Source organism: Chitinophaga sp. 180180018-3, from assembly GCF_037893185.1.
Classification (GTDB): Bacteria; Bacteroidota; Bacteroidia; order Chitinophagales; family Chitinophagaceae; genus Chitinophaga.
In genome coordinates this window covers 7,684,525-7,697,459 of the sequence record NZ_CP140772.1, presented here as the reverse complement: position 1 = coordinate 7,697,459, position 12,935 = coordinate 7,684,525, and the positions used below count along the sequence as shown (strand labels likewise).

The following is a 12,935-nucleotide window of genomic DNA, read 5'->3' as shown; positions in this document are numbered from 1 at the left end:
TTTTGCTCTATGGACTGGCAATACAGAAAAAATATCTACCCCGGCCTGGAAGTGGCCATCATCCTGAAAAAGGATCAACGTAGCGGGAAAAAGACTTATGGCATCGTGAAGGATCTGCTGACTTCAGCAGCGTATCATTCCCGCGGGATCAAGGTTCGGCTGGAAGACGGGCAGGTTGGGCGTGTTATAGAAACGGATGTAACAGGCGACGAAGATTGAGTTAAAGCAGCTTTAGATCTTTCGTGATACGGTCGATCTCTTCATTCAGGTTAGGGCCGATTGCGCAACAGGTTTTGGTGGGCACCCCTCCGAATTCTGTTAACCCCGAATCTGTGATCAGCGTGGCATTCAATCCATCTTCCACCGCCTGCTGGTAAACCCTGTCCAGCTCATCCTCCGAATCTACCGACAGGCAGATCTTGGTGAAGCCCCGGGTCATCCATTCCAACACCTCCTCCGGATTCCGGAGAGGCGTTTGCAACGTAGCGCCTTCTATAGTGGCCTGTCTTGTCAGAAATGCTATGGAAGCATGCGCTCCCTGCGCGATCATCTTTCCTTTGCGCATGTTCAGATCCTTGCGCATCACTATTACCTGTTTAACTATCCTGGACGCCATCTTGTATTGTTTGATCAGCTAATTTACAAAATCGGCCTGTTACAGGATCACGTAACCAAAGCCAACTCTGATACTGGGCATTACTCCCTGGTTACTGAATGTAGGCGCATATTCCAGGCCGAACCGGGCATCGAAGCTAAACCGCTTCCCCCAGCTCCGCTGCATTCCCCAGGCGGGTATGATAAAACCATAACCACCACCCGCACCGCTGGAACCCGAATACCATGCAAGGGTCCGATAGCCTCCAGTTAAACTGAAATAATTGCCGGCATTGTTATCAATTCTCTTTCCTCGTTCCTCCCGGCGCACCAGTCCGTAATATTGTCTGAACTCACCGCTAAATGTCGGGAATCCTCCAAATGTCCAATAATCGTCGCCTAACAGAGAATTACTCGAATAGGCGACGGACATATCTATGCCTGCTTCGAGGTTAAGAGTTGAATATTTTAACAGACGCAATTCGTAATTTGCACGTATTCCAAGCAATGAAATATTTGCTTTCAACTGACGGATCTTTCTCATGTGATCTTCCTGCGCATTAACATGTAAATGGCTGGTCAAAAAAAGGATAAAGAGGAATGCTATTTTCCTGGACATAAGTAACAGAATAGGTTTTAGTAGCGCTAATATACAGGTTTAGCACGCATCTCCGGTTGAAGCAGAAAAAATCGTACTTTAATCTTTTCAAGTGATCTGGTAAGAATGCGAAATTTATCTACCCTTAATGATGTACATCAGCAGTTCGCCGAGTATTTCGATATACCGGCACTGAAACCATATGCTTACCTGTTATCAAAGAAGGGGAGTGAAGGGCATATATGCCTTTACCTGGATAAAATTGCTGCAGAGAAAGACATCCTGCCGGAAATCTATCAGAAAATTGATCTCAATAACGATGCCCTCGGAAGTATTCCGCTGGTAGGCCTGCAGGGCAACGACAAACAGCCGTTCGTTATTTATGAGAACAGACTATACCTCCAGCGGTATTTCAGGTATGAATCTTCTTTTCTACGCTGCATTCGTCAGTTCCTGGAAAATGAAAAAGCATTGCTGGCGGAAAGAACGGCACTGCTGCAAACGCAGCAATCGCTTATTCAGCGGCTATTTGCAGGGAGCACAGGCAACGAAGCCGACTGGCAGCTGGCTGCGGCCATTACGGGTGTATTGAATAATTTCACCATCATCACCGGCGGGCCGGGAACCGGCAAAACCACTACCGTAGCTAAAATACTGGCCATCCTATATGCAACTGATCCGGCATTGAAAGTGGCACTGGCGGCGCCTACCGGGAAAGCTGCCGCCCGTATGGCGGAAAGCCTGCGCAACACCAATGTGGATGCAGATGATGCCATCATTGAAAGGTTCAGGGGGCTGCAGCCCGCTACCATACACCGTTTACTGAAACCGGCTATAGGTACGCCCTACTTCCGGCATCGCAGAGATAACCCATTGAATTATGATGTGGTGATTGTGGATGAGTGTTCTATGATAGATGTAGCCTTATTCTCCAAACTACTCGACGCTATTGATCCGCGGACACGGATCATTCTGCTGGGCGATAAAGATCAGCTGGCCTCCGTGGAAGCAGGCAGCCTCTTTGGTGATCTTTGCCAGGCGCAGGAACATTTGAATGTCTTCTCCCCGGAAAGACGGCAGTTTATCAATCACTTTATCAGCAACATCAGCAGGCAGATCCCGGTCAGTCATGAACGCTCAAACGATTCTCATCCGTTGTTTGAACATCTCGTGGAATTGCGGCACAGTCATCGTTTCACGGGAAACACCGGCATCGGAAAATTCAGCAAGGCTATTATCAATAACGATATCCCTGTTATCAGTTCCTTCTTTCCTCCTTTGGAAGATGAACAGGTAGTGGTAGATCCATCTGCTGCGGTAACCCTGTTTGAAGATTTTATAGCAGGCTACGCTGCTTTCATTCGTGAAAAAGATATCACCACCGCACTGAAGCTCCTGAATGCCCGGCGTGTGCTCACTGCTGTGAGAGAAGGGCCTGCTGGTCTTTATGCAGTGAATAAACAAATTGAAAAATATCTTTTCGATAAAAAATTGATCACCGCGCATACGGAATTCTATGAAAACCGGCCGGTGATACTCACCCGGAATTACTATGAGCATGGGCTGTTCAACGGCGATACCGGTATTATCCGGCCCGATGAAAACGGCGTGCTCATGGCCTGGTTCGAAGACAGTACAGGAACGCTGAAAGCCGTGCTACCCGGATACCTTACACAGGCTGAAACAGCCTTTGCTATGACTATCCATAAAAGCCAGGGATCGGAGTTCGGGGAAGTGCTGGTATTACTTCCCAATTCAGCAGATGTTCCTATCCTGACCAGGGAACTGTTGTATACAGCAGTAAGCCGGGCCAGGACCAAAGTATATGTACAAGGCTCTCCGGAGGTTATCCTCCAGGCGGCAGGACGTTTTGTGGAAAGAGCTTCGGGAATTGCATCGAGGTTCAGAGAAACAAAAACAACAGCAAATTAAATTGTCTGCACAGTGAATGGCAGCATGTAAAAAACGGTATCAATGGCATTGTTTTTAAAGGTTTCGAACTCATTGGACAGCTTATCATCCGGATTGGCAGATGACCTCCGGGATGCAGGCAACAGTGTGTTCCAGCCTCACTATATCATCACCCAGACGGAAGGTATGAATAACTGGCTGAAACTTCAGCTGGCCGGCCAACTGGGTATTGCAGCCAACTGCCGTTTCCTGAAGCCCAACGACCTGCTTTACCAGCTGTATGTTATCCTGGGCGGGCCTCATTCAGAGGTGTTATCGCCGCAAAATCTTAGCTGGCTGGTATTCAAATTGCTGGGGCAGGAAGAGTTTATTGCCAAATACCCGGCTGTAGCCGCATACTATACTAATCACGGATCTGAGAGCGATCTTAAACGCATGGCGCTGGCAGAAAAAGTAGCGGATCTTTTCGATCAGTACCAGGTATACCGTCCGGAAATGATCCAGGCATGGACCTTTACTGATACCCCGGCCCTTGCATCAGCAGGCTGGCAGCACTGGCTCTGGGTAAAAGTAAAACAGCTCTCCGGCGGCTCACTGCCCGACAAAACTATTGCCGGTAACTTCATCCTGGATGCGTTGCACAGCAACAGCCAGAAATCCGGACTGGCCACGCGTATGCCGGCCATCCACCTTTTCGGGCTGTCGATCATCACCGCTTACCATGTGAAGATCCTGCATGAGCTGTCGGCGTTCATCGATGTACACTTTCATATTATTAACCCGGCGCCGGTGACTTTCTGGTTCGACGACCGGAACGAAAAACAACTGGCCCGGTGGCGGCAAAAAGGACTCAATGACATCGAAGATCCCAAAGCAGGTAATGCGCTGCTAACCGGCTGGGGCAGAGTGATCCAGGACAGCTTCTCTCTTTTCTTTGCCTATGATGCTTTCATCAATGCCTACCAGGAAATTGAACTCGTTGAGCCGGCTACTGACAGCCTGCTGCATAAAATTCAACATGATATTTTTTCCGCAGCAACTACCAACAGGCAGCCAATCAGTTCCCGGGATATTACCGATGGTTCCATTACCATCAATGCCTGCTATACTATTGCCCGCGAAGTAGAAGTATTGTACAATTACCTGGTACACCTGGTTGCCGGGCGTAAGGAAAAATTATCTCCACGCGATATTGTTGTGATGGTAAGCGATATAGATGCGTATGCGCCCTATATCAAAGCCGTTTTTAACAATGCTCCTTATACGTTCAGGTATACCATTGCTGATGAAAGCTATACGGACAACGACAATCTTTTTAATGCCCTGCATGCAGTACTCACCATGAATGAAGAGAACTTCAAGGCAGAGACCATCATGCAGTTGCTCGACTTTTCATATATCCGTAAACGTTTTAATCTTTATGACACCGCGCTGATACGCCGTATCATAGAAGCTGCCAATATCCGCTTTGGTATCAGTGGCAGTAAAAAGGACGAAACTCATTTCGTGAGCTGGCAGTACGGGATACAACGTATCATGTACGGCATCTGCATGAGTGGGGGAGAAGAGTACGGCAGTGGCGACGACAGCTTCTTTCCGCTGGATATCATTGAAGGCAGCGATGCCGATGAGGTGATTCGCTTCTGTCATTTTGCCGACGTGCTTATGTCGTCGATCGTTGATCGCCGGCGCAGCCGTAGCATCGTGGAATGGGTGGCCTACACAGAGCAGGTATTGCACAACCTGGTGTTTGAGCCAGTAGAAGAAATAGATGAAGACTACAACACCCTGATAAAACAACTCACTGCATACAATGCGCTGAATGAGTTCATGCGAGAAAAAGTGACTTTCGAAGTATTCAGTCACAGCTTCCTCGACAGTCTCACCGGAAGCACCCGGAGCGGGCTGTTTGTAAACGGCGGTATTACCTTTTGTTCGCTTATACCGATGCGCAGTATACCTTTTAAGGTAGTAGCACTGATGGGATTGAACTACGACAAATTCCCCCGCCGGGAAAACAAGTCCAGTTTTAACCTGATGGAACAGCAGCGACAGAAAGGCGACCGTAACGTAAAGGAAAACGATAAGCACTTATTTCTTGAAACACTACTATCGGCAAGGGAACATTTATACATCAGCTATCTTGGGAAAAATGCCAGGGATAATACAGATCTTCCGCCCTCTGCACTGGTGGATGAACTGATCGATTATATAGAAGCTGGTACTCCGGCTCCGGAAAAGGTACGAGAACAACTGGTGACGTTGCAGCCGCTGCAAAGCTTCAGCAGGAAATATGCAGGTACCAACGAAAAATTGTTCTCCTATCTGAGTGCCCGGGAATCCGGTAAAAATGCATTTATTAACGACAGTAAGATAGTTACACCGGCAACTTTTGAAGAGATAGGCCTGGAAGAGCTAATCAGCTTTTTTAAGAATCCGTTCAGGGCATATTACAACAAAGTGCTGGGTATACGATACAACGACAACCAGCTGCTGCTGAGCGAAACAGAAATTTTCAGTCTTGACCGCCTGCAGCAACGCAAGGTAAAAGACGACCTGCTGCCGGTACCTGGTACCGCTCTGGAGCTGCTGCAGCGGGAGCTGGTAAAAAAAGGCAGGCTACCCCTGCGCAATATGGCAGCTGTAACGATGCAGCGGATGGAAGAGCTGGTAGATCCTGTGCGTGACCTGTATAATACCTTTACCGCAGGTGCAGTGGAGAAACGCGCCACGATAGAATTAATGGCGGATAACAGTATGCTAAAAGGCAATATCCGCGCATTCAACGATACACTCGTACATGTTTCCTGGGCCAGCAGGGAAAGCAAATACCTGATGGAGGCCTATCTCCGGTACCTGGCGGGGCGATCAGCCAATTTGGTGAACGACCTTTGTTTTATTTCGGGTACCAGGAAAGAAGAAGCATTCAGGGCGCAGCCGCTCAGCCAGGATGAAGCGTTGCGTCGCCTTACAGATATCGTCAGGATATACAAAACCGGTTTCAGCAGAGTGGTGACCTTCTATCCCGACCTGGAAATAGAAGAAAAAGACTGGCTCAAGATGGATCTTAAAAGGTTGAATGATAAGATCTCCGGTATTATCACAAAATACGAATCACCTGATCCCTACCTGGTACAGGTATACGAACAGGGATACTTTGAGCGGGAACAGGCACTGGTAGATTATGCAGATATCTACGACAAGCTGATTGCTCCTGTCAAAACGCTGATCCCGGGATATTCAGAAACACCAGATAAAAAGCATGATCGATAGTATTACATATCAGAAATTTGATGCGGCTACCGTACCACTGGAAGGCAGCAACCTCATTGAGGCCAGCGCCGGCACCGGAAAAACCTATTCCATTGCCATATTGGTATTGCGGTTGATACTGGAACAAAAGCTGTCGGTCAAAGAAATTCTGATGGTTACCTTCACGAGGGCTGCTGTGGCAGAGCTGGAAGAACGCATACGGCTGTTTATCCGGCAGGCCTATAAAGTAAGCAGGGGGCAGGAAATCAGCGATGATAAGATCATGAACCTGGTGCTGGAAGTAATTGATCCGGAAGATCCATTTCCGGTGCAGCAACTGCTTCGTGATGCCATTTTGCTGCTGGATGAAACATCGGTGTTAACCATACATGGCTTCTGTCAGCAAACCCTGAATGAATATGCGTTCGAAACCAACCAGCTTTTCGGTGCACAAATGGTGCCCGACCTGACGCCGGTTATCGAAAATGAGCTGAATAAATTCTGGCGCAAACAAGTAACCACGCTCCCTGTTCCGCTACTGGAACAGATCTGGCAGGAAGATCTGAAGCAAACGATACTGAATATCATCCGGGAACATCTCAGCGGAAAAAGATTTCTTGGATACCACAACGATGTACCCGATCATATCACCGCACCCATGCTGGACGAATGGCAGCAACAATTGGAACGGCTAAACGCAGAAGTACAGAACGCCATTGACGCGCTGTACGTCGGCATTACAGCCAATGCGGAGCAACTTACGGCTGCCTGTCTTGCTAACAGGAACACCAAAGACTGGCCCGAACTTGTTAAACAACCCGAAGCACTGGTTGCCAGGATCCGGGAGAAAAAAGATAAGGTTAAGTTCATTGCGGACGTTTTCCCTGATCTGTTACAAGAAATAGAGCAAACAGATGAATTGAAAAAACTGGTAGAAAATTACCAGGAAGAAATACGGCGGCAGCTCTGCTATACTGCCATCAGAGAAATCAGCGAGCAGGTGCGCCTGTTCAAAGAGCGCAGTAATATGATGGGATATGATGATCTCATCAACAACCTTCACACAGCGCTGGTGAAAAATAATAACCAGGCATTGGCCACTTCTCTCCGCAATAAATACAAGGCAGTATTTGTAGACGAATTCCAGGATACAGATAAAGAACAGTTCGAGATATTTGACAGGGCTTTCGGCCAGGATACCATCCTGTTCTATATCGGCGATCCCAAGCAAAGCATTTATGCGTGGCGGAAAGCTGATATCTTCACCTATTTCAACGCCCGCAACGGCGTGCAGCAGGTGTACGATATGAATGAGAACTATCGCTCTTCTGAGAATATGATCAGTGCAATGAACGTGTTCTTTGAGCCCACAACCGGATTTCCGACTTTCGATTTTACAAGCGGCAGCGAAAGCATCAACTATATTCACGTTAACAGCCCTGCAGGTAACAGAAAAGGATTTTTATTTTATGGAGATAAGAAAGAAGTACCGCTCGCTGTAATTACCTGTGATAAAAAAGAAACGATCCATCAGGCGGTTGCTGCCCAGATTGCGCAACTATTGCTGGATAAGCGTTTCAGGATCGAAAACAAGGCTGACTCCCAGCATATCGTGCCTTCCGATATCGGGATACTGGTACGCACCGGCCAGGAAGGCAGAGCTGTTAAGCATGCGCTCTCCAAACTGGGTATTCCTGCTGTTACGATCGATGAAGCCAAAGTGCTGCAATCCGACGAGGCCGTACAGCTGCTGCACTTGCTGGAAGCCATGGAAGCCCCGGACCGCTCTTCGATCAACCGCGCGTTATTAAGCACCTTTACCGGCTATAATACGAGTACCATACTGCAGCTCGACGATGAAACGGTACTGGATCTTTTCAGCAAATACAGAACCCTCTGGCTCCGCGATGGCGCCTACACTGCCCTGATGGAGTTTATCACCGATTTCAGCGTGCGCCAGGTACTGCTTGATGGCCATACCGAAAACGGGGAACGCATCATCACCAATTTCTATCAGCTATCGGAATTGGTGCACCAGGTGCAGAGCAGGAAAAACCTTTCCATGCGCGATCTGATCTCCTGGCTCAAACGTGGGATAGATGGGATGACAACAGAAGGAGACGAATACGCACAGCGGGTGGAAAGTGATGAAGATGCAGTAAACATCGTGACCATCCATAAAAGCAAAGGACTGGAGTATAAGATTGTGCTGGCGCCTTTCCTTGATTTTGTGGAGAAAGAGAAAGATGATAACCTGGTTAGCTTCCGCGACCCGGACACCGGCGAATACCTGGGCAGCCAGAAAAAGCTGTTATCTGAAACCCAGATCGCCCACTACCAGCAACAACAGGAACAGGAAAACCGCCGGCTTATTTATGTAGCTATCACCAGGGCTGTATACAAATGCTACCTGTTCAGGAATAGTTATCACTATTTCAAAGATTCGTCGCTGGCTGTGTTCCTGAAGGAGCTGGCCAGCGCAGTTCCCGATCCGGCATTGATCGACCTTCAGGTTCCGATACCGGCTGCACCGGAGCAAAGCTACCGGCAGCAGGCCACTAAAGGGGCGCTGGCCGTTAACCGGATCCCCGCAAACTTTCATCTGCGGGAAGAGAACTGGCGGAAGATGAGTTATACCATGCTGGCAGCCAAACCGGAACAACGGCCCCGTGGCCGCGCGGCTCAGCCTTCGGACCCTTACGATAATTTTATCTTCAATACCCTGCGCCGGGGCGCCAAAACAGGTAACCTGCTGCACTACATCTTCGAAAATATCAATTTCGCGGACCCCTCCCGGTGGGAGCACTGGCTGGAAGAAGCCATCCGTCATTTCGTTCCCGGGCAAAGAGAGGCATATCTCGAACGGCTACACGAAATGTTGCAACATGTCATGTACTCCAACATCAGCATCAACGGAACAAGTTTCCAGCTGGCGGCTGTTGGCCGTCATCAGCGCCTGGCAGAATTCGAATTCGATTTTCCCGTACCTGTATTTAAGTCCGGGTTGCTCAACAATCTGTCGGACGAACAGGTAAGCATTATCGTAAAACGATTCCCGGAATATGGTACGCAGGAGCTGGAAGGCATCATGAATGGTAAAGTGGATTTGTTTTTCGAACACCAGGGCAAATTTTACATTCTCGACTGGAAATCGAATTACCTCGGCAGCAATTTACCGGACTACGATGAAGCTGGCCTTGCTGCTGCCATGAACGAAAACAATTATCATCTCCAGTACTACATCTACACAGTAGCGATAAAAAAATATCTCGAAAGCCGTATACCTGGTTTCGATTACGCAACCCAGTTTGGTGGCGTCATCTATTGTTTTGTTCGTGGTGTGAGAAATAATAGCTCACAGGGTTTTTTCACAACGAAACCGGCCGTTGCGAAGATTGAGCTGCTGGAGAAAATAATTACGAATCAGGAATAGCCGTTAGCAAAAAAACTAACGGCTATTCATCATTTAAAACAGCCACACTCCATTCATCATCGCCACGCCACACGTAGTTTCAAAAGAGTTCACGTAAGTATCGGGAGTACGGCGCCACCACTGGCCCCACATAAGACCACTGGAATTACGATAGTTCCAGGCCTCTGCAGCGTTATAATTCAGCCATGCGCCATAGGTGCCCTGGTAGCTCTGGTCGCGCACAAACTGGCAGGCCCAACGGGCAAAAATAGCTTTGAATCCCTGACAATCATCAGTATCATATTCATCCGGGAGCAGTCCCTGTGCATTACACATACTGTTTTTCGTATAGTCCATGGCTTTAGCTCCCATCGCTTTGTAACCATTGGAAGGGTAGTAGCCATGCAGCAAATTACAGGCGCCAATAAAAGTACCCTGTGTGTAAGTGCGGGCTCCTTCCGTGATTACACCGGAGGCATTCATGGCGCCTTTTACTTCTCCCGTACCGGCATCATACAACTTGCTTACCATCCAGTCTGTTATCTGCTGCGCTTTGGTTTTATAGCCGGCATCACCTGTTGCCTGATAGAGATACATTGCACAGATAGCTGCCGGCGCATTTACGCAGGCATTTTTGGTGTTGTTGGCAGTAGTCCACCAGAGGCCACCTCCCAGGTTGGTATCCCATGCCCGGCTCCAGACCATATCAAAGTTATTCTTTGCCATGTCTTTCATTCCTCCGTCGTTCGTGATCTGGAAAGCGCGGATACACATCAGTGCACCCCAGATAACATCGTCGTTGTAGGTATTCGACGACCAGAGCAGACCATAGGCATCTCTCATCCCATTGTAGAGATAGATCATTTTGTTTTTCAGGTCGGCGTCGTTATTAACCGTATAGGCATCGATCAACGTTTCGATGGCTTCTGCCTGTCGCCAGAAATCCATCCGACCGGTTTGGGTCACATCCGAATAATAATACGCCTTGTAATTTGGGCCATAGGTCCCATACACATGGTAGAAAGCGTTATTATAGCACTGCATGGCCAGCAGGGCTTCTGATTTAGCAGGCTGCACGGAACTGGCAGTAACCAGGCTGTTTTTGAGGCCGGTGGTTTCGCTGCCAACGGCAGTCAGTTCCTTTTTCTGGCAGCTGGTAAATATGGATAACAACAGACTGCAAGCAATCAATTTGCTGAAGAGGGGCGCTTTGGCGCGGGATAGCATTTTCATGTTTTTCAATTTTGTGGAATAAAGCAATAAAGGGTTTCTAAAGTACTTGAACGTAAGTCGATATTTGCTCAGGAGCCTGCCAATACAAAACAGTGGAACCAGGTTATACAAGCGCCTTATTTACAGGGACAGGCAGGTTGGATAAAAATACCTACAGCAGCTGAAAATTTTTTTCCGGGCTCTTTTTATTATTTTTATAGACGGCCCAAAAATAACCTGCTTATGTCGCTTCGTAATATTTCTCCCGACACGAGGTTATTCATTGTTCAGGCCGATGATGCAGGATTATTGCAGTCGGTTAATCAGTCGATTATCAGTGCTTTTGAGCGTAAAGTCACCCATTCGGCGTCCATCATGGCGCCCTGTCCGTTTTTTGATGAGATAGCGGCCAATAATATACAACTGACCAGCTGGAAAGAAATCGGGGAAAATATCTGAAAAGTGGTTAGCGTTTTACCTGGCTGTTAACCAGTTTTACGATCTCTGCATGGATCTCCGCCACCGGGCGCATTTGCTGAGCAGCATTGGCACAGTTGATACCTGTAATAGACGGATCTATTGCCAGTAAAGCTTCATACTCCTTCTTTACAGCCAGCTGCAGCGAATTATCTTTTTCGTGTATATCATCTTTTCCCTGCAGGTACTCCCGGTTTTCGTTGGCCCTTCTTTTTGCCAGTGCCGATTCAACAAATGAGAATGGCACATCCAGGTAGATGGAAAATTGAGGCTGGGGAATTTTGTTATATACGTATTCAAATTCATTGATCCAATTGCGGAGATATCTTTTTTCTTCTTCGGAGTGCAGTTTAGCACACTGGAATGCAATATTCGACATCACATACCGGTCGACCAGCACGAAGCAGCCTTCGTTCAGCCATTCATTGATGGTAGCAGCAAATTCCTTACGGTCTTCCGCAAATAACAATGCCACCAACTGAGGATGTACACTTTTTACATCACCAAATTCACCGCGCAGAAATTTGGCGATCAATTCGCCAAACATGCCCTCGCTACTCCGGGGGAAGTGAATGAACCTGGTTTTTTCATTTTTTGATTCCAGGTATTTTGTAAGCAGGTCGATCTGCGTTGATTTACCGGAACCGTCCAGTCCTTCTACTGCAATGAATTTATGATGCTTCATGTTGTTCGGAAATAATGACCGCAAAGGTATAGATTTCAGCGGTAGATTCCACATTTTCAGGTAGTTCCGGGCTAGTGCTGATTTTCCAGTGTGAAGCTGATACTGAGGGTAAGACGTTTTATGGCGATGGCCAGCTGGTTTTCAACGGTTTTTACGGAGAGGTTAAGGAGGGTAGCTACTTCTTTATATTTAAGCCCATATTGTTTCACCATGATATAGACCATCCGGCAGCGGGGTGGAAGTTGTTGAATTGTTGACTCCAGTTTTCTTTTCATTTCTGCAGAAATCATCAGTTGCTCAGGATCGCTATCAAAAGCAATGGTTACCTTATCTTCTTCTGAAATAGCCACCTGCCGTTGAGTAGCCATTCTACGCTTATAATCGATGATTCTGTTCTTTGCCACCACGAAAAGATATACACTGGGATTTTTTACTTCCCGCAGGGTATCCCGTTTCTGCCAGCAATGCATGAATACATCATTGGCAATTTCTTCTGCTACTTCTTTTGATTTGACAAGCGAAAAGCAAAAACGCAGCAAGGTCACAAAAAACATGTTATAAAAGCGTTTGAATGCTTCCTGATCATTGCTCTCTGTAAACCTGTAAAATAAAAGATTAATTGCCCCCTGCTCCATCACTTGTTTACTGGATAATGGCTGCAATTTATAAAAAGCATATTAAGCTAAAGTTAACAATACATTGAACTGGCTTGAGCTGGCCGGCAAGGCGGAATAAATATTTTTTTTGAAATGCTTTGGGGGATTCGACATTTTTTTTCGTCCTCTGGTTGTATC

10 protein-coding genes are annotated in these 12,935 nt (G+C 47.4%); 5 read left to right on the top strand and 5 right to left on the bottom strand.

Annotation, left to right across the window (positions count from 1 at the left end):
- Window positions 1–9: 9 nt before the first annotated feature.
- Window positions 10–219, top strand: coding sequence for a YwbE family protein (locus UNH61_RS30465; protein ID WP_326995803.1), 210 nt, complete (start codon window positions 10–12; stop codon window positions 217–219).
- A 1-nt stretch (window position 220) separates the two neighbouring features.
- Here UNH61_RS30465 and pth2 read toward each other — a convergent pair whose 3' ends face one another.
- Window positions 221–616: an aminoacyl-tRNA hydrolase gene (gene pth2 / locus UNH61_RS30460; protein ID WP_326995802.1), complete on the bottom strand. Its 396-nt coding sequence runs from the start codon at window positions 614–616 to the stop codon at window positions 221–223.
- Window positions 617–655: 39 nt separating this feature from the next.
- On the bottom strand, window positions 656–1,213 hold the full coding sequence (locus tag UNH61_RS30455) for a hypothetical protein (RefSeq protein ID WP_326995801.1): 558 nt from the start codon (window positions 1,211–1,213) through the stop codon (window positions 656–658).
- A gap of 105 nt (window positions 1,214–1,318) precedes the next feature.
- Here UNH61_RS30455 and recD point away from each other — a divergent pair, with 105 nt between their 5' ends.
- The 3 genes from recD to recB are packed head-to-tail and all read left to right on the top strand — an operon-like array spanning window position 1,319 to window position 9,788.
- Window positions 1,319–3,124, top strand: coding sequence for an exodeoxyribonuclease V subunit alpha (gene recD, locus UNH61_RS30450; RefSeq protein WP_326995800.1), 1,806 nt, complete (start codon window positions 1,319–1,321; stop codon window positions 3,122–3,124).
- A gap of 42 nt (window positions 3,125–3,166) precedes the next feature.
- Window positions 3,167–6,376 carry an exodeoxyribonuclease V subunit gamma gene (gene recC, locus UNH61_RS30445; RefSeq protein ID WP_326995799.1) on the top strand — a complete coding sequence of 1,070 codons (3,210 nt, stop codon included), beginning with the start codon at window positions 3,167–3,169 and terminating at the stop codon, window positions 6,374–6,376.
- Window positions 6,366–9,788 carry an exodeoxyribonuclease V subunit beta gene (recB, locus tag UNH61_RS30440; RefSeq protein ID WP_326995798.1) on the top strand — a complete coding sequence of 1,141 codons (3,423 nt, stop codon included), beginning with the start codon at window positions 6,366–6,368 and terminating at the stop codon, window positions 9,786–9,788. Before recC ends, recB begins: the two co-directional genes overlap by 11 nt.
- Window positions 9,789–9,821: 33 nt before the next feature.
- Here recB and UNH61_RS30435 read toward each other — a convergent pair whose 3' ends face one another.
- Window positions 9,822–11,000 (bottom strand): glycoside hydrolase family 76 protein, encoded by a 1,179-nt coding sequence (locus UNH61_RS30435; protein WP_326995797.1) that lies wholly within the window; start codon window positions 10,998–11,000, stop codon window positions 9,822–9,824.
- Between the two features lie 222 nt (window positions 11,001–11,222).
- Between UNH61_RS30435 and UNH61_RS30430 the strand changes: the two genes are divergently transcribed.
- A complete protein-coding gene (locus UNH61_RS30430) occupies window positions 11,223–11,438 on the top strand; it encodes a ChbG/HpnK family deacetylase (RefSeq protein WP_326995796.1) in 216 nt (71 codons plus the stop codon).
- A 7-nt stretch (window positions 11,439–11,445) separates the two neighbouring features.
- Here UNH61_RS30430 and tmk read toward each other — a convergent pair whose 3' ends face one another.
- Entirely contained in the window at window positions 11,446–12,141 is a 696-nt protein-coding gene (tmk, locus tag UNH61_RS30425; protein ID WP_326995795.1) for a dTMP kinase, read from the bottom strand.
- 71 nt (window positions 12,142–12,212) lie between these two features.
- Window positions 12,213–12,776 (bottom strand): RNA polymerase sigma-70 factor, encoded by a 564-nt coding sequence (locus tag UNH61_RS30420; RefSeq protein ID WP_326996178.1) that lies wholly within the window; start codon window positions 12,774–12,776, stop codon window positions 12,213–12,215.
- Window positions 12,777–12,935 lie beyond the last annotated feature (159 nt).

Coding starts and splice junctions, on each gene's coding strand:
- UNH61_RS30465 (WP_326995803.1), top strand. CDS start 10: ATGGACTGGCAATACAGAAAAAATATCTACCCCGGCCTGGAAGTGGCC.
- pth2 (WP_326995802.1), bottom strand. CDS start 616: ATGGCGTCCAGGATAGTTAAACAGGTAATAGTGATGCGCAAGGATCTG.
- UNH61_RS30455 (WP_326995801.1), bottom strand. CDS start 1,213: ATGTCCAGGAAAATAGCATTCCTCTTTATCCTTTTTTTGACCAGCCAT.
- recD (WP_326995800.1), top strand. CDS start 1,319: ATGCGAAATTTATCTACCCTTAATGATGTACATCAGCAGTTCGCCGAG.
- recC (WP_326995799.1), top strand. CDS start 3,167: ATGGCATTGTTTTTAAAGGTTTCGAACTCATTGGACAGCTTATCATCC.
- recB (WP_326995798.1), top strand. CDS start 6,366: ATGATCGATAGTATTACATATCAGAAATTTGATGCGGCTACCGTACCA.
- UNH61_RS30435 (WP_326995797.1), bottom strand. CDS start 11,000: ATGAAAATGCTATCCCGCGCCAAAGCGCCCCTCTTCAGCAAATTGATT.
- UNH61_RS30430 (WP_326995796.1), top strand. CDS start 11,223: ATGTCGCTTCGTAATATTTCTCCCGACACGAGGTTATTCATTGTTCAG.
- tmk (WP_326995795.1), bottom strand. CDS start 12,141: ATGAAGCATCATAAATTCATTGCAGTAGAAGGACTGGACGGTTCCGGT.
- UNH61_RS30420 (WP_326996178.1), bottom strand. CDS start 12,776: ATGGAGCAGGGGGCAATTAATCTTTTATTTTACAGGTTTACAGAGAGC.